Source organism: Escherichia sp. S10b (genome assembly GCF_028421345.1).
In the GTDB taxonomy this organism is placed as follows: domain Bacteria; phylum Pseudomonadota; class Gammaproteobacteria; order Enterobacterales; family Enterobacteriaceae; genus ECMA0423.
The window spans coordinates 1-22,168 of the sequence record NZ_JAHZSO010000026.1; the positions used below are offsets into that span (position 1 = coordinate 1).

Here is a 22,168-nt window from a genome sequence, read left to right on the forward strand (position 1 = left end):
AGGGACAACTGATGGAGATGGAAGCCACGGGAGCACCTCAAAAACACCATCATACACTAAATCAGTAAGTTGGCACCATTACCGTCTTTCAGGAAGTCATTAGAAGTGGCTCTATCGGCTCGGCTGCAAAAGAATTAGGGTTAACTCAACCAGCCGTCAGTAAAATCATTAACGATATTGAAGATTATTTTGGTGTGGAATTAGTGGTGCGGAAAAATACCGGTGTAACATTAACACCTGCCGGTCAATTGTTACTCTCCCGTTCCGAATCCATTACCCGTGAAATGAAAAATATGGTTAATGAGATAAGCGGTATGTCTTCTGAGGCGGTGGTGGAAGTCTCATTTGGTTTTCCTTCATTGATTGGTTTTACTTTTATGTCAGGGATGATCAACAAGTTCAAAGAGGTGTTCCCGAAAGCGCAGGTTTCTATGTATGAAGCGCAACTGTCTTCGTTCTTACCGGCAATCCGCGACGGTCGACTGGATTTTGCGATTGGTACGTTAAGTGCAGAAATGAAGCTTCAGGATTTACATGTTGAGCCGCTGTTCGAGTCCGAGTTTGTGTTGGTAGCCAGTAAGTCCCGAACATGCACCGGCACCACCACGCTGGAGTCGTTGAAGAACGAACAGTGGGTGTTGCCACAAACCAATATGGGGTACTACAGCGAGCTTCTTACTACGTTACAAAGAAATGGCATCAGTATTGAAAACATCGTTAAAACCGACTCAGTCGTGACAATTTATAATCTTGTTCTCAATGCTGATTTCTTAACTGTAATTCCTTGTGATATGACGTCACCTTTTGGTTCAAATCAATTTATTACTATTCCGGTTGAAGAAACATTACCTGTGGCACAATATGCCGCGGTATGGTCGAAAAATTATCGTATTAAAAAAGCAGCATCGGTTTTGGTGGAATTAGCCAAAGAGTATTCATCTTATAATGGGTGTAGACGAAGGCAATTAATAGAAGTTGGTTAGTTATTTGTTTTTATTTAAACATAAATAATCCACCTGTCTGTTTTGCAGGTGTCGGTTACGGTTACCTACATATTTAATTCAGGCGAAGAGGTTTTATAATGCATATTACATACGATCTGCCGGTTGCTATTGATGACATTATTGAAGCGAAACAACGACTGGCTGGGCGAATTTATAAAACAGGCATGCCTCGCTCAAACTATTTTAGTGAACGTTGCAAAGGTGAAATATTCCTGAAGTTTGAAAATATGCAGCGTACGGGTTCATTTAAAATTCGTGGCGCATTTAATAAATTAAGTTCACTGACTGATGCGGAAAAACGTAAAGGTGTAGTGGCCTGTTCTGCGGGCAACCATGCGCAAGGGGTTTCGCTCTCCTGCGCGATGCTGGGTATCGACGGTAAAGTGGTGATGCCAAAAGGTGCGCCAAAATCCAAAGTAGCGGCAACGTGCGACTACTCCGCAGAAGTCGTTCTGCATGGTGATAATTTCAACGACACTATCGCTAAAGTGAGCGAAATTGTCGAAATGGAAGGTCGTATTTTTATCCCACCTTACGATGATCCGAAAGTGATTGCTGGCCAGGGAACGATTGGTCTGGAAATTATGGAAGATCTCTATGATGTCGATAACGTGATTGTGCCAATTGGTGGTGGTGGTTTAATTGCTGGTATTGCGGTGGCAATTAAATCTATTAACCCGACCATTCGTGTTATTGGCGTACAGTCAGAAAACGTTCACGGCATGGCGGCTTCTTTCCACTCCGGAGAAATAACCACGCACCGAACTACCGGCACCCTGGCGGATGGTTGTGATGTCTCCCGCCCGGGTAATTTAACTTACGAAATCGTTCGTGAATTAGTCGATGACATCGTGCTGGTCAGCGAAGACGAAATCAGAAACAGTATGATTGCCTTAATTCAGCGCAATAAAGTCGTCACCGAAGGCGCAGGCGCTCTGGCATGTGCTGCATTATTAAGCGGTAAATTAGACCAATATATTCAAAACAGAAAAACCGTCAGTATTATTTCCGGCGGCAATATCGATCTTTCTCGCGTCTCTCAAATCACCGGTTTCGTTGACGCTTAATTAATTCGTTGAGGATAGGATATGAGTACTTCAGATAGCATTGTATCCAGCCAGACAAAACAATCGTCCTGGCGTAAATCAGATACCACATGGACGTTAGGCTTGTTTGGTACGGCAATCGGCGCCGGGGTGCTGTTCTTCCCTATCCGCGCAGGTTTTGGCGGACTGATCCCGATTCTTCTGATGTTGGTATTGGCATACCCCATCGCATTTTATTGCCACCGGGCGCTGGCGCGTCTGTGTCTTTCTGGCTCTAACCCTTCCGGCAACATTACGGAAACGGTGGAAGAGCATTTTGGTAAAACTGGCGGCGTGGTTATCACGTTCCTGTACTTCTTCGCGATTTGCCCACTGCTGTGGATTTATGGCGTTACTATTACCAATACCTTTATGACGTTCTGGGAAAACCAGCTCGGATTTGCACCGCTGAATCGCGGCTTTGTGGCGCTGTTCCTGTTGCTGCTGATGGCTTTCGTCATCTGGTTTGGTAAGGATCTGATGGTTAAAGTGATGAGCTACCTGGTATGGCCGTTTATCGCCAGCCTGGTGCTGATTTCTCTGTCGCTGATCCCTTACTGGAACTCTGCAGTTATCGACCAGGTTGACCTCGGTTCGCTGTCGTTAACCGGTCATGACGGTATCCTGATCACTGTCTGGCTGGGGATTTCCATCATGGTTTTCTCCTTTAACTTCTCGCCAATCGTCTCTTCCTTCGTGGTTTCTAAACGTGAAGAGTATGAGAAAGACTTCGGTCGCGACTTCACCGAACGTAAATGTTCCCAAATCATTTCTCGTGCCAGCATGCTGATGGTTGCAGTGGTGATGTTCTTTGCCTTTAGCTGCCTGTTTACGCTGTCTCCGGCCAACATGGCGGAAGCCAAAGCGCAGAATATTCCAGTGCTTTCTTATCTGGCTAACCACTTTGCGTCCATGACCGGTACCAAAACAACGTTCGCGATTACACTGGAATATGCGGCTTCCATCATCGCACTCGTGGCTATCTTCAAATCTTTCTTCGGTCACTATCTGGGGACGCTGGAAGGCTTGAATGGTCTGATTCTGAAGTTCGGTTATAAAGGCGACAAAACTAAAGTGTCGCTGGGTAAACTGAACACTATCAGCATGATCTTCATCATGGGCTCCACCTGGGTTGTTGCCTACGCCAACCCGAACATCCTCGACCTTATTGAAGCCATGGGCGCACCGATTATCGCATCCCTGCTGTGCCTGTTGCCGATGTATGCCATCCGTAAAGCGCCGTCTCTGGCGAAATACCGTGGTCGTCTGGATAACGTGTTTGTTACCGTGATTGGTCTGCTGACCATCCTGAACATCGTATACAAACTGTTTTAATCCGTAACTCAGGATGAGAAAAGAGATGAATGAATTTCCGGTTGTTTTGGTTATTAACTGTGGTTCGTCTTCGATTAAGTTTTCCGTACTCGATGCCAGCGACTGTGAAGTATTAATGTCAGGTATTGCCGACGGTATTAACTCGGAAAATGCATTCTTATCCGTAAATGGGGGAGAGCCAGCACCGCTGGCTCACCACAGCTACGAAGGTGCATTGAAGGCAATTGCATTTGAACTGGAAAAACGGAATTTAAATGACAGTGTGGCCTTAATTGGCCACCGCATCGCTCACGGCGGCAGTATTTTTACCGAGTCCGCCATTATTACCGATGAAGTCATTGATAATATCCGTCGCGTTTCTCCACTGGCACCCCTGCATAATTACGCCAATTTAAGTGGTATTGAATCGGCGCAGCAATTATTTCCGGGCGTAACTCAGGTGGCGGTATTTGATACCAGTTTCCACCAGACGATGGCTCCGGAAGCTTATTTATACGGCCTGCCGTGGAAATATTATGAAGAGTTAGGTGTACGCCGTTATGGTTTCCACGGCACGTCGCACCGCTATGTTTCCCAGCGCGCACATTCGCTGCTGAATCTGGCGGAAGATGACTCCGGCCTGGTTGTGGCGCATCTTGGCAATGGCGCGTCAATCTGCGCGGTTCGCAACGGTCAGAGTGTTGATACTTCAATGGGAATGACGCCGCTGGAAGGCTTGATGATGGGTACCCGCAGTGGCGATGTCGACTTTGGTGCGATGTCCTGGGTCGCCAGCCAAACCAACCAGAGCCTGGGTGACCTGGAACGCGTAGTGAATAAAGAGTCGGGATTATTAGGTATTTCCGGTCTTTCTTCGGATTTACGTGTTCTGGAAAAAGCCTGGCATGAAGGTCACGAACGCGCGCAACTGGCAATTAAAACCTTTGTTCACCGAATTGCCCGTCATATTGCCGGACACGCAGCTTCATTACGTCGCCTGGATGGAATTATATTCACCGGCGGAATAGGAGAGAATTCAAGCTTAATTCGTCGTCTGGTCATGGAACATTTGGCTGTATTAGGCGTAGAGATTGATACAGAAATGAATAATCGCTCTAACTCCTGTGGTGAGCGAATTGTTTCCAGTGAAAATGCGCGTGTCATTTGTGCCGTTATTCCGACTAACGAAGAAAAAATGATTGCTTTGGATGCCATTCATTTAGGCAAAGTTAACGCGCCCGCAGAATTTGCATAATTTAGTTGAAGTATTGTAGAGAGATTATTTTTCATGAAGGTAGATATTGATACCAGCGATAAGCTGTACGCCGACGCATGGCTTGGCTTTAAAGGTACGGACTGGAAAAACGAAATTAATGTCCGCGATTTTATTCAACATAACTATACACCGTATGAAGGCGATGAATCTTTCCTCGCCGAAGCGACGCCTGCCACCACGGAATTGTGGGAAAAAGTAATGGAAGGCATCCGTATCGAAAATGCAACCCACGCGCCGGTTGATTTCGATACCAATATTGCCACCACAATTACCGCTCATGATGCGGGATATATTAACCAGCCGCTGGAAAAAATTGTTGGCCTGCAAACGGATGCGCCGTTGAAACGTGCGCTACACCCGTTCGGTGGCATTAATATGATTAAAAGTTCATTCCACGCCTATGGCCGAGAAATGGACAGTGAATTTGAATATCTGTTTACCGATCTGCGTAAAACCCATAACCAGGGCGTATTTGATGTTTACTCACCGGATATGCTGCGCTGCCGTAAATCTGGCGTGCTGACCGGTTTACCAGATGGCTATGGCCGTGGGCGCATTATCGGTGACTATCGCCGCGTAGCGCTGTATGGCATCAGTTATCTGGTACGTGAACGCGAACTGCAATTTGCCGATCTCCAGTCTCGTCTGGAAAAAGGCGAGGATCTGGAAGCCACCATCCGTCTGCGTGAGGAGCTGGCAGAGCATCGTCATGCGCTGTTGCAGATTCAGGAAATGGCGGCGAAATATGGCTTTGATATCTCTCGCCCGGCGCAGAATGCGCAGGAAGCGGTGCAGTGGCTCTACTTCGCTTATCTGGCGGCAGTGAAATCGCAAAATGGCGGCGCGATGTCGCTGGGCCGCACGGCATCGTTCCTCGATATCTACATTGAGCGCGACTTTAAAGCTGGCGTACTCAATGAGCAGCAGGCACAGGAACTGATCGATCACTTCATCATGAAGATCCGTATGGTACGCTTCCTGCGTACACCGGAATTTGATTCGCTGTTCTCCGGCGACCCAATCTGGGCGACGGAAGTGATCGGCGGGATGGGGCTGGACGGTCGTACGCTGGTGACCAAAAACTCCTTCCGCTATTTGCACACCCTGCACACTATGGGGCCGGCACCGGAACCTAACCTGACCATTCTTTGGTCGGAAGAATTACCGATTGCCTTCAAAAAATATGCCGCGCAGGTGTCGATCGTCACCTCTTCCTTGCAGTATGAAAATGACGATCTGATGCGTACTGACTTCAACAGCGACGATTACGCGATTGCCTGCTGCGTCAGCCCAATGGTGATTGGTAAGCAAATGCAGTTCTTTGGTGCACGCGCTAACCTGGCGAAAACGCTGCTCTACGCAATTAACGGCGGGGTGGACGAGAAGCTGAAGATTCAGGTCGGGCCGAAAACAGCACCGCTGATGGACGACGTGCTGGATTACGACAAAGTGATGGACAGCCTCGATCACTTCATGGACTGGCTGGCGGTGCAGTACATCAGCGCGCTGAATATCATTCACTACATGCACGACAAGTACAGCTACGAAGCTTCGCTGATGGCGCTGCACGATCGTGATGTCTATCGCACTATGGCATGCGGCATCGCGGGCCTGTCGGTGGCGACGGACTCCCTGTCTGCCATCAAATATGCCCGCGTGAAACCAATCCGTGACGAAAACGGCCTGGCGGTGGACTTTGAAATCGACGGTGAATATCCGCAGTACGGCAACAACGACGAGCGCGTAGACAGCATTGCCTGCGACCTGGTTGAACGCTTTATGAAGAAAATTAAAGCGCTGCCAACCTATCGCAACGCCGTCCCTACCCAGTCGATTCTGACTATCACTTCTAACGTGGTGTACGGCCAGAAAACCGGTAATACGCCGGACGGTCGTCGCGCCGGAACACCGTTCGCGCCGGGCGCTAACCCGATGCATGGTCGTGACCGCAAAGGTGCCGTGGCCTCATTGACGTCGGTGGCGAAACTGCCGTTCACCTACGCCAAAGATGGGATCTCGTACACCTTCTCAATCGTTCCTGCGGCGCTGGGCAAAGAAGATCCAGTACGTAAAACCAACCTTGTCGGCCTGCTGGATGGGTATTTCCACCACGAAGCGGATGTCGAAGGCGGTCAACACCTCAACGTCAACGTAATGAATCGGGAAATGCTGCTGGATGCCATCGAGCACCCGGAAAAATATCCTAACCTGACAATCCGTGTCTCTGGCTACGCCGTGCGCTTCAACGCACTGACCCGTGAACAGCAACAGGATGTTATTTCACGTACTTTTACCCAGGCGCTCTGACGCCGGAGGATGTATGAAAAAGATTATCGAAACGCAACGTGCCCCAGGCGCAATCGGCCCTTATGTTCAGGGCGTTGATTTAGGCAGCATGGTCTTCACCTCCGGGCAAATTCCGGTTTGCCCGCAGACCGGTGAGATCCCGGCTGATGTGCAAGATCAGGCGCGTTTAAGCCTCGAAAACGTCAAAGCGATCGTGGTTGCTGCCGGGCTGAGCGTGGGCGATATCATCAAGATGACCGTGTTCATCACCGATCTGAATGATTTTGCCACCATCAATGAAGTCTATAAGCAGTTCTTCGATGAGCATCAGGCGACCTACCCGACCCGGAGCTGTGTGCAGGTTGCGCGTTTGCCGAAAGATGTGAAGCTGGAAATTGAAGCTATCGCAGTACGTAGTGCGTAAAGCCTCGTGAGCGGGACGGTCGCAAGGTCGTTCCGCTCCACTTCACTGAACGGCAATCCGAGGGTGTGGATATGATTAGTGCATTCGATATTTTCAAAATTGGGATTGGTCCCTCCAGTTCGCATACCGTGGGGCCAATGAATGCCGGAAAAAGTTTTATTGATCGGCTGGAAAGTAGCGGCTTATTAACCGCGACGAGCCATATTGTGGTCGATCTGTATGGGTCGTTGTCACTGACGGGCAAAGGCCATGCCACGGATGTCGCCATTATCATGGGACTGGCAGGAAACAGTCCGCAGGATGTTGTCATTGATGAGATCCCTGCATTTATAGAGTTAGTAACGCGCAGCGGGCGGCTGCCAGTGGCATCTGGTGCGCATATTGTTGATTTTCCTGTAGCAAAGAACATTATCTTCCATCTCGAAATGTTGCCTCGCCATGAGAACGGAATGCGGATCACTGCCTGGAAGGGACAGGAAGCGCTATTAAGTAAAACCTATTACTCTGTCGGCGGCGGGTTTATTGTCGAAGAAGAACACTTCGGCCTGTCGCACGATGTCGAAACGTCCGTACCTTACGATTTCCACTCAGCAGGTGAACTGCTGAAAATGTGTGATTACAACGGCCTGTCTATATCTGGCCTGATGATGCACAACGAGCTAGCGCTGCGCAGTAAAGCGGAAATTGACGCAGGGTTTGCCCGTATCTGGCAAGTGATGCATGACGGTATTGAACGCGGGATGAACACTGAAGGCGTGCTGCCTGGTCCGCTCAATGTGCCGCGTCGTGCCGTAGCGCTGCGTCGTCAGCTGGTTTCTAGCGATAACATCTCTAACGATCCGATGAATGTCATCGACTGGATCAACATGTACGCGCTGGCGGTTAGTGAAGAAAACGCAGCTGGCGGGCGCGTGGTAACGGCACCGACTAACGGTGCGTGCGGCATTATTCCGGCAGTGCTGGCTTATTACGATAAGTTCCGTCGTCCGGTAAACGAGCGGTCAATTGCCCGCTATTTTCTGGCAGCGGGGGCTATTGGCGCGCTGTATAAAATGAACGCCTCCATCTCTGGCGCGGAGGTCGGCTGTCAGGGGGAGATTGGCGTGGCCTGTTCAATGGCGGCGGCAGGGTTAACTGAACTACTGGGCGGCAGTCCGGCGCAGGTATGCAATGCGGCGGAAATCGCGATGGAGCATAACCTTGGGCTGACCTGCGATCCGGTTGCCGGACAGGTACAAATCCCGTGCATTGAACGTAATGCCATTAATGCCGTGAAAGCAGTAAACGCCGCGCGGATGGCGATGCGCCGCACCTCGGCACCGCGTGTTTCACTCGATAAAGTGATCGAGACGATGTATGAAACCGGCAAAGATATGAACGATAAATACCGCGAAACATCACGCGGAGGACTGGCCATTAAAGTGGTCTGCGGCTGACATTGCTGTCAGCTTTCATCCTTGGGTGCACAAATGTGCACCTTTTTTTTGTGATCTGCCGCAAATAGAGAATGAATATTCTCTTGCGATTAATTTAGTAGAAAATTCTTATCCATCTCCGTTATTTCAAAGTCTTGATTGTGAAGATTTTCTCTGACCTCGCGCGTATCATTTCTTTATTCTAATAACTCGCCTGCAAAAACGTAGACCGCATATCGCCTTGATGCGGCTCGGAAAAAAATAATAAGCCCTACAAAATATTGAGCGAGAAATTATGGAAATTGCATCGAATAAAGGCGTCATTGCAGACGCTTCGACCCCGGCGGGTCGTGCTGGAATGAGTGAGAGCGAGTGGCGAGAAGCGATCAAATTCGACAGTACTGACACCGGCTGGGTGATTATGAGTATCGGGATGGCGATTGGCGCGGGGATTGTTTTTCTCCCGGTGCAGGTCGGTTTGATGGGATTGTGGGTATTTTTGCTCTCATCGGTGATTGGTTACCCGGCAATGTATCTGTTTCAGCGGTTGTTTATTAATACGCTGGCAGAATCACCAGAATGTAAAGATTACCCGAGTGTCATTAGCGGTTATTTAGGTAAAAACTGGGGCATCCTGTTAGGTGCGCTCTATTTCGTAATGCTGGTGATTTGGATGTTCGTCTATTCCACCGCCATCACCAACGATAGTGCTTCCTATCTGCATACCTTCGGCGTGACGGAAGGGTTGCTGTCAGACAGTCCCTTTTATGGTCTGGTACTGATTTGCATTCTGGTGGCGATCTCTTCACGCGGCGAGAAATTGTTATTCAAAATTTCGACCGGCATGGTGCTGACCAAGCTGCTGGTGGTCGCGGCGCTGGGCGTGTCGATGGTGGGAATGTGGCATCTGTATAACGTCGGTTCGCTACCGCCGCTGGGGCTGCTGGTGAAAAACGCCATTATTACGCTGCCGTTTACCCTGACGTCGATTCTGTTTATCCAGACGTTAAGCCCGATGGTGATCTCTTATCGCTCGCGGGAAAAATCAATTGAAGTGGCGCGGCATAAAGCATTGCGGGCAATGAATATCGCGTTTGGCATTTTGTTTGTCACCGTCTTTTTCTACGCCGTGTCGTTCACGCTGGCGATGGGACATGACGAAGCGGTAAAAGCCTATGAGCAGAATATTTCCGCGCTGGCGATTGCCGCACAGTTTATTAGCGGTGACGGCGCAGCGTGGGTGAAAGTGGTCAGCGTCATTCTCAATATCTTTGCTGTCATGACTGCATTCTTTGGCGTCTATTTAGGCTTTCGCGAAGCAACGCAAGGGATCGTAATGAACATCCTGCGTCGCAAGATGCCTGCCGAGAAGATTAACGAAAATCTTGTTCAGCGCGGCATCATGATTTTCGCCATTTTGCTGGCCTGGAGCGCCATCGTACTGAACGCACCGGTGTTGAGCTTCACCTCTATCTGTAGCCCGATTTTCGGCATGGTAGGGTGCCTGATCCCGGCGTGGCTGGTTTACAAAGTACCGGCATTGCACAAATACAAAGGGATGTCTCTGTACCTGATTATCGTCACTGGTTTGTTGCTTTGTGTTTCTCCGTTCCTGGCATTTTCTTGATTTACCTGAAATTTTAAGGTTTTTAATATGTTTGATTCGACTTTAAATCCGTTATGGCAGCGTTACATCCTCGCCGTTCAGGAGGAAGTAAAACCGGCGCTGGGATGTACTGAACCGATTTCACTGGCGCTGGCGGCGGCGGTTGCTGCGGCAGAACTGGAAGGTCCGGTTGAACGTGTAGAAGCCTGGGTTTCGCCAAATCTGATGAAGAACGGTCTGGGCGTCACCGTTCCCGGCACGGGAATGGTGGGGCTGCCGATTGCGGCGGCGCTGGGGGCGTTAGGTGGAAATGCCAACGCAGGGCTGGAAGTGCTGAAAGACGCAACTGCGCAGGCAATTGCCGATGCCAAAGCACTGCTGGCGGCGGGGAAAGTCTCCGTTAAGATCCAGGAACCTTGCAATGAAATCCTCTTCTCACGCGCCAAAGTCTGGAACGGTGAGAAGTGGGCGTGTGTCACCATCGTCGGCGGGCATACCAACATTGTGCATATTGAGACGCACAATGGTGTGGTGTTTACCCAGCAGGCGTGTGTGGCAGAGGGCGAGCAAGAGTCTCCGCTGACGGTGCTTTCCAGAACGACGCTGGCTGAGATCCTGAAGTTCGTCAATGAAGTCCCGTTTGCGGCGATCCGCTTTATTCTCGATTCCGCGAAGCTAAATTGTGCGTTATCGCAGGAAGGTTTGAGCGGTAAGTGGGGGCTGCATATTGGCGCGACGCTGGAAAAACAGTGCGAGCGCGGTTTGCTGGCGAAAGATCTCTCTTCATCCATTGTGATTCGTACCAGCGCGGCATCCGATGCGCGTATGGGCGGCGCTACGCTTCCGGCTATGAGTAACTCCGGCTCGGGTAACCAGGGGATCACCGCAACAATGCCTGTGGTGGTGGTAGCAGAACACTTCGGAGCGGATGATGAACGGCTGGCGCGTGCGCTGATGCTTTCTCATTTGAGCGCAATTTACATCCATAACCAGTTACCGCGTTTGTCTGCGCTGTGTGCCGCAACGACCGCAGCAATGGGGGCCGCCGCCGGGATGGCATGGCTGGTGGATGGGCGTTATGAAACCATCTCGATGGCGATCAGCAGTATGATCGGCGATGTCAGCGGCATGATTTGCGATGGTGCGTCGAACAGCTGCGCGATGAAGGTTTCGACCAGTGCTTCGGCTGCGTGGAAAGCGGTGTTAATGGCGCTGGATGATACCGCCGTGACCGGCAATGAAGGGATCGTGGCGCATGATGTTGAGCAGTCGATTGCCAACCTGTGTGCGTTAGCAAGCCATTCGATGCAGCAAACGGATCGGCAGATTATCGAGATTATGGCGAGCAAGGCCAGATAAACGCCAGGTTTTGGGTATCGTGCCGGATGCGATGCTGGCGCACCTTATCCGGCCTACGGGGTGCTCAACTTGTTGATGTTGTTGTGTTTTGTACCTGATGCCGGATGCGATGCTGGCGCATCTTATCCGGCCTACGGGTTGTTTAATTCGTTAATGTTGTTGGATTTTGTAGGCCGGATAAGGCGTTTTCGCCGCATCCGGCAACCTGTCTTTACGCGGTAGCTTCATCCTCGGCTAAACGCGTTTCAGCATCCGCGACGATGGCTTCCAGCTCGCTCAACATCTCTTCATAGCCAAAATTTTTGGCGGTGCGAGCAGGTTCTTTCGCCACCACGGGCTTCACTGGCTGGCGCTTTTTGGCCGATTTTTTACTCATCATCATCTCCCTGTAAAAACAACTAGACAGGCAAATCTATCAGCAAAGCGCGCAGTGGGGAATCGGCAACCAGCGTAATGTTAGCCTCGTCACGAATAAACGCCCCATCACCGCAGGTCAGCGCCGCTTTCTCTTCATGATGCGTAAGCGCATGAAATTTCCCGTGAATCGATTGCAAATACGCGCGTGGCCCATGCAACTGGAAATTCGCACTTTCGCCTTTGTCGAGCACGATATGGTGCAGCCACACTTGCTGGCGTAATTGCAGGCTTCCCATCGTACCCTCTGGCGAGGCGATTAATTGCTGCTTGCCCATATTAAGCGCCAGTTTTTGAATCAGCGGATTCTCTCGCTGCGGGCAGGCGTCCAGCCAAAGCTGCATTCGTGTTAACGGTTTGTCTTTGCTGAGATTGTGTTCGCTGTAGCTGACACCCGGCTGGGTAGAGAGCAGCAACGCCTCACCGGCGCTGGCCTGAACATGATTGCCTTCGCTGTCGCGATACTCTGCTTCTCCATCCAGAATCACATTTAAAATATCGACTTTGGGATAGGTTCGCGGCTGAAAGGCGGCACCTGGGGCCAGCACTTCCTGGTTAAGCACACGCAGGGAGGCATAGCCTAACAATTTCGGGTCGAAGTAGTGTCCAAAGGAAAAAGTATACCGGGCCTGCAACCATCCGTAGTCTGCTTGTCCACACTGTCTGGCAGTTCGGGTAGTAATCATAATTCTTGACCTCTCTTTACTTCCTTTTATGGTAAGGGGCTGGACGCTACATTGTTAGCCAGATATTCTGCCCGGTATGTTCAAATTTCCTGAATGAGAACGAAATGGCCAAAGAAAGGGCATTAACGCTGGAAGCACTACGGGTTATGGATGCGATCGATCGCCGGGGCAGTTTTGCGGCGGCGGCGGATGAGCTGGGACGCGTGCCTTCCGCACTTAGCTACACCATGCAAAAACTGGAAGAAGAGCTGGATGTGGTGCTGTTTGACCGCTCGGGCCATCGCACCAAATTCACCAATGTCGGGAGGATGTTGCTGGAGCGAGGGCGCGTTTTGCTGGAAGCCGCAGATAAACTGACTACCGATGCGGAAGCCCTCGCGCGCGGTTGGGAAACGCATCTCACCATTGTGACCGAGGCGCTGGTACCGACACCTGCCTTTTTCCCGTTAATCGACAAACTGGCGGCAAAAGCCAATACCCAACTGGCAATCATCACCGAAGTGCTGGCGGGGGCGTGGGAACGACTGGAGCAGGGGCGGGCGGATATCGTTATCGCGCCGGATATGCATTTTCGTTCCTCGTCGGAGATCAACTCGCGCAAGCTCTATACCTTAATGAACGTCTACGTTGCCGCGCCTGATCACCCGATTCATCAGGAGCCGGAACCGTTATCTGAAGTGACGCGCGTGAAATATCGTGGAATTGCGGTAGCGGATACCGCTCGTGAGCGCCCGGTGTTGACCGTACAGCTGCTGGACAAACAGCCGCGCTTAACGGTGAGCACGATTGAAGATAAACGTCAGGCATTACTGGCGGGGCTTGGCGTGGCGACGATGCCGTATCCGATGGTCGAAAAAGATATTGCGGAAGGGCGGTTGCGTGTCGTCAGCCCGGAATCGACCAGCGAGATCGATATTATTATGGCCTGGCGTCGTGACAGTATGGGGGAAGCGAAATCCTGGTGTCTGCGGGAAATTCCCAAACTTTTTAGCGGAAAATAATATTTGTTATTATTAATAAAAAGGGGCGAAATGTCGCCCCAATTCTAAGATTAATTTGAACCAAACTTAGGATCGTTTCCGTAACGATTGCTGCCAGAATTGCCTTCTAAACAGGCAAATACAAACAGAACTAACCAGCCAATGATCGGTACCAGATAGAGAAGCGCCCACGCACCTGAACGGTCAGTATCGTGCAGACGACGAACACACAGAGCAATGACCGGAATGATTGTTGCTGCCAGGTAAATGAGAGAAAGGAATGGAAACTCTAAACCTAAAATCAATTGAATGACATTGATAATAGCGCCGACGATGGCGTTAATCAGAGTAAACATCCAGTACTCTTTACGACGTGCGCGACCAGAGAAACCAACATAATTTTTTAATACGGCTAAATACCACTGCATAAAAACATCCCTTTAATTAAAAGTGACGAAAGTCTATTCCGGGTATTGTGTAAATGCTATTCGTATCTTTCTTTTTCGGATGTTATAAAGGTTTTGATATTTAAGATAAATACATGGTTGTTTTTTATAGGTAATTTATATAACGACATTGAAATATTTTAAATAAACATTAGTAAATTATTCATTCATCAACATGATGATAAAAGCCGGATGAGTCAGACATCCGGCGAGCAGATTTGTTTTAAGGTTCCAGTTTCGGATCTGGTCCAAAGCGGTTTTCGCCTGGCGTACCCGCCTGGCAGTTAAAGACGATGATAATAAGCCAGCCGATAAACGGGATTAAGAACAACAGTGCCCACCACGCCGAGCGGTCGGTGTCGTGCAGGCGGCGGAACTGAACTGCCCACCACGGTAAAAACACCAGAATACCGTAGATTGTCGTCAGGATGCCTTCGCCACCAGCGCGTTGCCAGCCTAACATTTTATCCAGCAGCCCCAGCACGAACGTAAAGATGATGTTGACCAGAATAAACATCCAGTACTCTTTGCGCCGCGCACGACCCCGGAAACCGACATAATTTTTTAGTACTTTCAGATACCAGTCCATTTTTGCCTCAATTTTGCTCAATCACTTGTTTTTAAAGCAGCAAATTAAGAATAGACGTGAATGAAATGGCAGTAAATATTCGTTCAAGGAATTAATAAAGTGCTGTGAAGGCGCGCTAAGACTGATGACAAGCGCAAAATCGCCAGATGCGCTACGCTTATCTGGCCTGCGCGGTCATTGCAACATATTGAATATAAATGTTTTGTAGGTTTGATAAGGCGTTCACGCCGCATCCGACATGAACAACATGCACTTAGCTAATTATCAGAGGCACCTCGTAAGGTGCCTTTTTTTAACCGAAGCGAACATCTCGTCCATGCGGTTCATCGAGATCCTGCCATGGACCAATTGAAATAATCCCCGTAGGGTTGATGGTCTTATGGCTGCGGAAGTAATGATTACGGATGTGATCGAAATTGACTGTTTCGGCAATTCCCGGCATCTGGTAGATATCACGCAGGAAGCCATACAGATTAAGGTAATCGCTGATGCGGTGCTTATCACACTTGAAGTGGGTCACATACACTGGATCAAAACGGACCAGCGTGGTCCACAGGCGAATATCGGCTTCGGTTAGCTGGTTGCCGGTCAGGTAACGATGCTGGCCTAAAATCTGCTCCAGTCGCGCCAGCGATTCAAACACTTTCGCCACCGCCTCGTCGTAGGCTTGCTGGCTGGTGGCAAAACCAGCTTTATACACGCCGTTGTTAACGGTGTCATAAATCCAGCCGTTAAGTTCGTCAATTTTCGTTTGCAGGGCTGGTGGGTAGTAATCACCCGCTTTTGCGCCCAGCGCATCAAACGCGGTATTGAACATGCGGATGATTTCTGCTGATTCGTTGCTGACGATGGTGTGGTTCTTTTTGTCCCACAGCACGGGAACAGTAACTCGTCCGCTGTAGTGTGGATCGGCGTGGAGATAAAGCTGATACAGAAATTCATGTTGATAGAGCGTATCTCCGGTTGCTCCCGGAAAACTGTCATCAAAGGTCCAGCCGTTTTCCAGCATCAGCGGGTTCACTACGGAAACGGAAATAAACGGTTCCAGTCCTTTGAGTTTGCGCATGATCAGCGTGCGGTGCGCCCACGGGCAGGCGAGTGAAACATAGAGATGATAACGATCTTTCTCTGCGATAAAACCGCCTGTGCCAGTGGGGCCAGGTGCGCCATCGGCAGTGAGCCAGTTACGAAATGCGGAAGCTGAACGTTGAAATTTACCGCCGGTAGATTTGGTATCGTACCAGGTGTCATGCCAGACGCCGTCAATCAGTTGACCCATTTTTCTCTCCTCCAATAGCAAAAACGAGGAGCTTCCTCCTCGTTTTTTATCGTTAAGTATAGCGCGTGCTTACCACTTTTTATTCAGCAGGCGGTCGATGCTATACGCGCCCGGACCGGTAATTGCCAGCAGCAGGAATCCGCCAGAAATTGTCAGGTTTTTCATGAACATCAGCGAGTTGACGCCTTCAGCAAAGTTGCTGTGAAATAAAAATGCCGTCAGCAGCGTAAAGCCCGCAGTAAACAGGGCTGTGGTGCGAGTCAGGAAACCGAACAGGATTGCCAGACCACCACCGAACTCAAGCAGAATCACCAGCGGCAGCATAAAACCCGGGACACCCATTGCTTCCATATATTGTTGGGTACCAGAGTAAGCGGTGATTTTTCCCCAGCCTGCGGTAATAAACAGAATCGGCATTAAAATGCGCGCTACCAGTACACCAACATCTTCTAATTTTTTCATCATACTCTCCACTGCGCCACTCAGGCTGCTGATTGTTTTTTTGTGCAAGGGCGCGGTATTAGCGTCGTTGCTGTCGATGGAGAGAATCATAAACGTGGTGAATGATGATTGTTAGCAAGGAAAACTGTCAAAAATCTTCAAAAAATTTGAGGGATAAGGCCGGAATTGCTCCGGCCAGAGGGAAGTTAACCGCGAAGCTGTTGCTGCTTGAGGGTCGTTTTAACCAGACGCCAGGCGCTCCATACGCCAAAACCGCGTCTGGCCCAGCGGACCAGCATATTAGGATGGCGAATCGTCCAGATCGCCATCACGCTACTGCCAACCAGCGCCCAGGAGCGCAGACTTAGCAGCATATTCCAGCGACGATCGTAAGCGCCTGTTGCCTCCAGCCATTCACGACGACTGGCGGAAAGATCCAGCCGTTGTTGCTGGATCTGGCTAAGCAGTTGCGCCTTACGTCGTTCACGTTCGACTTTACTGCTCACGGGACTCCTCCTCGAGCAGTTGCCGATCGTTTGCCAGCTCATGGCGTGTATGGCGCAGCAAGGTGGATTTACGCGATTTACGTAACGTCCAGATACCGCCAATCAGTGCCAGTAGCAGCAACACCACGGTGGTGGCAATCATCGCATTCAGGCGATATTGCGGATCAACCGCCCAAATAATTAGCACCATCAGGCTCATAAGACCAAATGCAGCGAAAAGCATCGTCAGGCCCAGCATCAGTAAAAGTTGAAAGAGATTAGCTTTTTCCTCTTCCAGCTCCACCACCGCCAGCCGCAGACGTGTTTCCACCATTTCAACCATGATGGAAACAATTCGCTGCCCGATGCCCAGAACGCTTTTACCGGGCCCTTGCGCGTGATGAGTGTCCGCCATAATTAACGACGCGACAGCAGAACGCCGAGCACTACACCGATTGCAGCGCCAATTCCCACGCCGGTCCACGGATTTTCACGCACATACTCATCAGCACGCGCCGCCGCGACACGGGTTTGTTTGGCGATGGCATCACCGGTTTCACCCAGGCGATAACGGCTCTGTTTCAGTGCCTGCTCCGCTTTGCTACGAATCTTACTCAACTCTTCTTTCGACTTCTCGCCAGATGAGCTAAGCACCTCTTCCAGCGTATCGGAAAGGGATTTCAACTCAGCACGCAGATGTTCCGTAGTGTGTTCTTTCGACATAGTTTTCTCCAGGTGAGTAAGTAGTGACTATTGTGAGTTAGTAGTCGCGCGCTTCCAGCTTTTTCAGCTCTTCCTGCGCTTCTGCCAGTTTCCGTTCGCGTTTGGCAATCTTATCGGCATCGCCTTTTTGCTTCGCCTCGGCTAAATCTTGCTGGCGTTCCGCCACCTCATCTTTCTGCTTTGCGATTTTCTTGTGATGATCGGCACGCAGCTGGCTATCTGAACAGTTGGCCCGGACTTCACTCAGGGCTTTATTCAGACCGTCAATACGATTCTGGTTTTGGTGTTTTTCGGCATAGCTGATCTCCTTAAGGATATTTTGCTCCTTTTCCTGACACAGGGTAGTGGCATAACTACCGGCACTAAGAGCAAAGAGAGAAACAGCTAAAGCGATGCGGTATTTCATTCTTGAACCTTCCATTGTGATTCGGACCTATTACAAAGGAACGATTGTCCAGACAACGAAGCGGTAGTGTTAACCACCGCCTCATTAATCATAGACAGTTACGGTGAAATCACCAAAGTGAGTGATATGTTTCGGATAACAGGAAGTTATCCGAAGCGATGAGAGTTATCCCGTAACCGGGTCAGCCACTGCATAGCCTGACTGTTATTGTCCTGCTGCGCAATGATGTAGCCATGGGGCAATGTTCTGTCGAGGACCGCTTTTGCGGCGGCGCTCTGGTCGCTGGAGTCAAATGTAATTAACAGAGTGTCGTTTTTGGGGGTGATACTTTTGAAAGGAATGCCATGAGCGTCAAGGTGATGCCAGATCGAAAAACCGTCTGGCATCGTTGTGCCTTGATGAACGGCACGAATCGCCAGCGTAGACTCTTGCTGGCGAACCGCGGACCAGGCCAGCAACAGCGTGCCGACCAGAAGTAAAACAGTGCCGGACCAGGCTAGCTGGCGAAGCGACATGCGAGGTATTTGCATCCCTTACCCCCGATTTCCATATTTCTTTTTCCATAACACGACCAGAGAACCTGCCAGGCCAAACACCAGCAGCACCACCGGGAGCAGCATCAGGCATGACATCAGCTGGTCCTCGTACTTTAAAAATACCGGCGTTTTGCCGAGCATGTAACCCAGAGTTGTCAGGATCAATACCCACAGCAGACCGCTCATCCAGTTGAAAAACTGAAAGCGCGCGTTATTCAGCCCTGATAACCCGGCAATCGTCGGCAGCAGTGTTCTGACAAACGCAATAAAGCGACCAATTAACAGCGCCGATAAACCGTGTTTATGAAAAAGATGGTGTGCGCGTTGATGATAATGCGCGGGTAAATGAGATAGCCAGTTTTGTACGGTGCGGGTATTGCCCAGCCATCGCCCCTGAATATAGCTGACCCAGCAGCCGAGGCTGGCGGCAACGGTCAGCAGCAGAATCGTTTGCGGGTAACCCATCGCGCCTTTCGCAATCAACACGCCGACCAATACCAGTAAACTGTCGCCCGGTAAAAAGGCCGCTGGAAGCAAGCCGTTTTCAAGGAACAAAATTACAAACAAGACAAAATACAACATGCCAATCATCGATGGATTGGCCAGGGTTTCAAAATCCTGCGCCCACAGGGCTTGCAGCAATTGGGTCAAAAGTTCCATTCATTATTCCTAGTGAATCGGTTAACGCCACGCTGGTTTTAAAAGATGCACTACCGCAATGTTATTGCTGTTTTGGTATGTTCTGCGGGTTTGATACATCAACACAGCCTGAACTATTCCCTGTTAAATCGTGAGATAAGAAAGCATTCAAAAACATAAATTCAAATTGAATCTAATTGTAACAAAGGTCAACGTTGTTCGTTATCAAAATTACATGTCCGTGGAGTCTGATTTTGCTGAATGCAGGGGAGGGTGGCGAGAGGATTTACACAGGCTGACACTTTATACTTTTCGCTTACCGACGAGACAAACAGGCGCGTCGCAGCGCCTGTCGGACAGGTATTTCATTTACTGCCACTGGTGGCCGTATCGAGATGCACCACCGGGTTTTCGGCGAATAGATAGCGGTCGGCATTGAACTCGAAGTCGTCGCTGGTTTCGTTGAATAACATGATCTTGGTGTTTTCCAGGTGCTGCCACATTGCCAGCTTAGCAGCATGAGGATCTTTGCGAATCAGCGCCTTGAGGATTTGATCGTGGTCATCACACCAGTTATCGACGGTACGGGAATCAATGTGTTCGTGCAGTTTTTTCCAGTACGGGTTATGGCTACGTTGTGTCCACATTTTTTCAACGATGGCCGCCAGGGCGGAGTTCTGCGTCGCCAGGGCTACCTGAATGTGGAACTGTAAATCCCACTCGGAATCACGGAAGCATTGTTCGCCGCGCGCCTGTTCCTGAATGGCCATCAGTTTCATGATGTCCTGTTTCGTTACCTGAGTTGCCGCGAATTCGGCAATATTACTTTCGATGAGCTGGCGAGCCTGAAGCAACTCAAACGGACCGTAATTGGCGAATTCCATATTATTGTCAGCTGCCTGCTGATGGCGCGGCTGGTTGGAAACCACATGAATACCTGAACCTTTACGCACTTCGACATAGCCTTCAACTTCCAGCATGATGATGGCTTCACGAACTACCGTACGGCTGACGTTCTTTTCATCGGCAATAAAGCGTTCTGCAGGCAGTTTATCACCTACCAGATAGACGCCCTGTTCGATGCGCTCTTTCAGGTCAGCGGCAAGTTGTTGATACAAACGGCGTGGTTCAGTGATTTCCATATGCGTCTCCCGGAGTGGAATGCGGACGAAGTTATCATACCACTTTATTCATGGGTATGCCATTGGTCATATATAAATTTGGTGATTGAATTAATGTATTGAATTAATATTGTGAATATTTATAAATTCCTAAAAAATAAGTATCGTCATTGTGAAAGCTACTAAATTTCAGTAAGTTAATTCCCAGCCTTTAAATTTAATATTAACTAAAAATGCTTTTTTATATTGACTTACAATAAATCTACATCTCTAATACACCAACTTTTTGGAAACAATATTGTAAGATCAAATTTATATGGTGGCGAAAATTAATCTCTTATCACGGCTTACGCCGCTTTTATTCGTGTTCGCTCCTTTTTTGGCACAGTCAAATATGACTGTTTATCCTATGGCTGTTTCCATTAATAGTCAGGGTGAAGGCAACGTTCGCGTAATATCTAAAAGTAATGAAGTTCAGTACATCAAGGCGACAGTATTCCGTATCGATAATCCATCGACGCCTCAGGAAAATGAAGTTGAGATTAAATCCGGTGATGCAAATCATCTGGTTGTTATGCCACCTAAATTCGCTTTACCAGCCGGTAGTAGCAAAACCGTACGTTTTGTTGCGATGGAACCAGAGCAAAAAGAGAAAAATTATCGCGTTAAATTTGAAGCGGTTCCCAGTATTGATGACGTTGCCACAGATAAAAAAGATCTCTCTATGCAGTTAACAGTTAACTTAATTTGGGGGATTGTTGTTAGTGTTCCACCTCAGCAACCTATTGCTAAGTTAGAAGTAAATGCTGCCCAAAAATTAGTTAATGCAGGGAATCAACGCTTAAAGATTTTAACGATCGCTTATTGTAAAAATAATAGCAAAGAAAATTGTAAGATACAGACCGTAAATAAAAACATCTTCCCTGGTCAGGAAAGAAATCTTGAAAGCATATCTGGCTACGACAAAATCGTTGTCAAATATAATAACTGGATCACCAAAGATAATGGCGAGTTTGAACTGGCGGTCCATTAATTATCATTGTAATAAACGAAGGAATAGTAATGAAAAAGGTATTTGCAAAATCTCTTCTGGTCGCAGCGATGTTTTCTGTTGCAGGCTCCGCATTGGCAGTACAAAAGGATATTACTGTAACGGCCAACGTTGATGCCGCTCTGGATATGACACAGACCGATAACACCGCGTTGCCGAAAGCAGTAGAAATGCAATATCTGCCGGGGCAGGGTCTGCAATCTTACCAGTTGATGACCAAAATCTGGTCTAACGACGTTACCAAAGATGTAAAAATGCAGTTAGTTTCCCCGGCGCAACTGGTTCAAAGCCTGGATGCTAGCAAGATTGTTCCGCTGACAGTAACCTGGGGCGGTGAAGAAATTAAAGCTGATGCGGCAACCACTTTTACCGCAACCAAAATCTTTGCTTCCGATGCGTTAACTAACGGTTCTCTGGCTAAAAACCTGATGTTTGCTCAAACCACCAAAGGTGTTCTGGAGACAGGCATCTACCGTGGTGTAGTAAGCATTTATCTGTCTCAGGATATCTAATCCAGATAACAGAATTAACACGTAACAAAGGGAGGGGTAGCCCTCCCTTATTTTAACTGTTTTAGTATTTGTTATGGATTTCAGGATTGCC

At 49.2% G+C, this 22,168-nt stretch carries 26 protein-coding genes; 12 read left to right on the plus strand and 14 right to left on the minus strand.

Annotated elements, in window-relative coordinates; genetic code table 11:
• The first annotated feature begins 77 nt into the window (after positions 1-77).
• From tdcA to cyuA, 9 genes are all read left to right on the plus strand, one after another.
• Entirely contained in the window at positions 78-983 is a 906-nt protein-coding gene (gene tdcA, locus FTE26_RS01810; protein WP_272457446.1) for a transcriptional regulator TdcA, read from the plus strand.
• A gap of 98 nt (positions 984-1,081) precedes the next feature.
• Complete coding sequence (gene tdcB / locus FTE26_RS01815) at positions 1,082-2,071, plus strand: bifunctional threonine ammonia-lyase/L-serine ammonia-lyase TdcB (RefSeq protein ID WP_000548347.1); 990 nt, start codon at positions 1,082-1,084, stop codon at positions 2,069-2,071.
• 21 nt (positions 2,072-2,092) lie between these two features.
• A complete protein-coding gene (gene tdcC / locus FTE26_RS01820; protein WP_000107720.1) occupies positions 2,093-3,424 on the plus strand; it encodes a threonine/serine transporter TdcC in 1,332 nt (443 codons plus the stop codon).
• Between the two features lie 25 nt (positions 3,425-3,449).
• Complete coding sequence (gene tdcD / locus FTE26_RS01825; RefSeq protein WP_001297162.1) at positions 3,450-4,658, plus strand: propionate kinase; 1,209 nt, start codon at positions 3,450-3,452, stop codon at positions 4,656-4,658.
• Between the two features lie 33 nt (positions 4,659-4,691).
• Entirely contained in the window at positions 4,692-6,986 is a 2,295-nt protein-coding gene (gene tdcE / locus FTE26_RS01830; RefSeq protein ID WP_000861734.1) for a 2-ketobutyrate formate-lyase/pyruvate formate-lyase, read from the plus strand.
• A gap of 13 nt (positions 6,987-6,999) precedes the next feature.
• Positions 7,000-7,389: an enamine/imine deaminase gene (locus FTE26_RS01835; protein WP_000719990.1), complete on the plus strand. Its 390-nt coding sequence runs from the start codon at positions 7,000-7,002 to the stop codon at positions 7,387-7,389.
• Positions 7,390-7,460: 71 nt separating this feature from the next.
• Positions 7,461-8,825 (plus strand): L-serine ammonia-lyase, encoded by a 1,365-nt coding sequence (gene tdcG, locus FTE26_RS01840; RefSeq protein WP_000622101.1) that lies wholly within the window; start codon positions 7,461-7,463, stop codon positions 8,823-8,825.
• A 274-nt stretch (positions 8,826-9,099) separates the two neighbouring features.
• Positions 9,100-10,431, plus strand: coding sequence for an amino acid permease (locus FTE26_RS01845; protein WP_000401598.1), 1,332 nt, complete (start codon positions 9,100-9,102; stop codon positions 10,429-10,431).
• A gap of 27 nt (positions 10,432-10,458) precedes the next feature.
• A complete protein-coding gene (gene cyuA / locus FTE26_RS01850) occupies positions 10,459-11,769 on the plus strand; it encodes a cysteine desulfidase (protein WP_000460519.1) in 1,311 nt (436 codons plus the stop codon).
• A 211-nt stretch (positions 11,770-11,980) separates the two neighbouring features.
• Here the strand turns inward: cyuA and yhaL are convergent, their stop codons facing one another.
• Together yhaL and FTE26_RS01860 are read right to left on the minus strand one after the other, a co-directional pair.
• The gene (gene yhaL, locus FTE26_RS01855) at positions 11,981-12,145 is read right to left on the minus strand and encodes a protein YhaL (RefSeq protein WP_001295544.1); all 165 of its coding nucleotides are present in this window, start codon (positions 12,143-12,145) and stop codon (positions 11,981-11,983) included.
• A 22-nt stretch (positions 12,146-12,167) separates the two neighbouring features.
• Complete coding sequence (locus tag FTE26_RS01860) at positions 12,168-12,869, minus strand: pirin family protein (RefSeq protein ID WP_000633577.1); 702 nt, start codon at positions 12,867-12,869, stop codon at positions 12,168-12,170.
• Between the two features lie 104 nt (positions 12,870-12,973).
• Between FTE26_RS01860 and yhaJ the strand changes: the two genes are divergently transcribed.
• Complete coding sequence (gene yhaJ, locus FTE26_RS01865; protein ID WP_001041010.1) at positions 12,974-13,870, plus strand: DNA-binding transcriptional regulator YhaJ; 897 nt, start codon at positions 12,974-12,976, stop codon at positions 13,868-13,870.
• Between the two features lie 50 nt (positions 13,871-13,920).
• Here yhaJ and FTE26_RS01870 read toward each other — a convergent pair whose 3' ends face one another.
• The 12 genes from FTE26_RS01870 to exuR form a co-directional block, all read right to left on the minus strand.
• Positions 13,921-14,277 (minus strand): DUF805 domain-containing protein, encoded by a 357-nt coding sequence (locus FTE26_RS01870; RefSeq protein ID WP_001198780.1) that lies wholly within the window; start codon positions 14,275-14,277, stop codon positions 13,921-13,923.
• 241 nt (positions 14,278-14,518) lie between these two features.
• Positions 14,519-14,884, minus strand: a complete 366-nt coding sequence (locus FTE26_RS01875) for a DUF805 domain-containing protein (protein WP_000384145.1) — start codon at positions 14,882-14,884, stop codon at positions 14,519-14,521.
• Between the two features lie 292 nt (positions 14,885-15,176).
• A complete protein-coding gene (yqjG, locus tag FTE26_RS01880) occupies positions 15,177-16,163 on the minus strand; it encodes a glutathionyl-hydroquinone reductase YqjG (RefSeq protein WP_000531201.1) in 987 nt (328 codons plus the stop codon).
• Between the two features lie 69 nt (positions 16,164-16,232).
• Positions 16,233-16,625: a DoxX family protein gene (locus tag FTE26_RS01885; RefSeq protein WP_000732233.1), complete on the minus strand. Its 393-nt coding sequence runs from the start codon at positions 16,623-16,625 to the stop codon at positions 16,233-16,235.
• 185 nt (positions 16,626-16,810) lie between these two features.
• On the minus strand, positions 16,811-17,110 hold the full coding sequence (locus FTE26_RS01890) for a YqjK-like family protein (RefSeq protein WP_000096086.1): 300 nt from the start codon (positions 17,108-17,110) through the stop codon (positions 16,811-16,813).
• Entirely contained in the window at positions 17,100-17,504 is a 405-nt protein-coding gene (locus FTE26_RS01895; RefSeq protein ID WP_000785722.1) for a phage holin family protein, read from the minus strand. Before FTE26_RS01895 ends, FTE26_RS01890 begins: the two co-directional genes overlap by 11 nt.
• Positions 17,505-17,506: 2 nt before the next feature.
• Positions 17,507-17,812, minus strand: a complete 306-nt coding sequence (locus FTE26_RS01900; protein WP_000031415.1) for a DUF883 family protein — start codon at positions 17,810-17,812, stop codon at positions 17,507-17,509.
• A 37-nt stretch (positions 17,813-17,849) separates the two neighbouring features.
• Complete coding sequence (yqjC, locus tag FTE26_RS01905) at positions 17,850-18,218, minus strand: DUF1090 family protein YqjC (protein WP_001297156.1); 369 nt, start codon at positions 18,216-18,218, stop codon at positions 17,850-17,852.
• Between the two features lie 146 nt (positions 18,219-18,364).
• Positions 18,365-18,748 carry an EnvZ/OmpR regulon moderator MzrA gene (mzrA, locus tag FTE26_RS01910; protein ID WP_001166768.1) on the minus strand — a complete coding sequence of 128 codons (384 nt, stop codon included), beginning with the start codon at positions 18,746-18,748 and terminating at the stop codon, positions 18,365-18,367.
• Between the two features lie 3 nt (positions 18,749-18,751).
• A complete protein-coding gene (gene yqjA / locus FTE26_RS01915; protein WP_000422149.1) occupies positions 18,752-19,414 on the minus strand; it encodes a DedA family general envelope maintenance protein YqjA in 663 nt (220 codons plus the stop codon).
• A 21-nt stretch (positions 19,415-19,435) separates the two neighbouring features.
• Complete coding sequence (yqiM, locus tag FTE26_RS01920) at positions 19,436-19,519, minus strand: protein YqiM (RefSeq protein WP_211180508.1); 84 nt, start codon at positions 19,517-19,519, stop codon at positions 19,436-19,438.
• A 239-nt stretch (positions 19,520-19,758) separates the two neighbouring features.
• A complete protein-coding gene (gene exuR, locus FTE26_RS01925) occupies positions 19,759-20,535 on the minus strand; it encodes a transcriptional regulator ExuR (protein WP_000406488.1) in 777 nt (258 codons plus the stop codon).
• 295 nt (positions 20,536-20,830) lie between these two features.
• On the opposite strand from exuR, the gene FTE26_RS01930 reads away from it, so the two are divergent.
• Positions 20,831-21,547, plus strand: coding sequence for a fimbria/pilus periplasmic chaperone (locus tag FTE26_RS01930; RefSeq protein WP_000225866.1), 717 nt, complete (start codon positions 20,831-20,833; stop codon positions 21,545-21,547).
• Positions 21,548-21,576: 29 nt separating this feature from the next.
• The gene (locus tag FTE26_RS01935; RefSeq protein ID WP_000755097.1) at positions 21,577-22,077 is read left to right on the plus strand and encodes a CS1 type fimbrial major subunit; all 501 of its coding nucleotides are present in this window, start codon (positions 21,577-21,579) and stop codon (positions 22,075-22,077) included.
• The last annotated feature ends 91 nt before the right edge of the window (positions 22,078-22,168 follow it).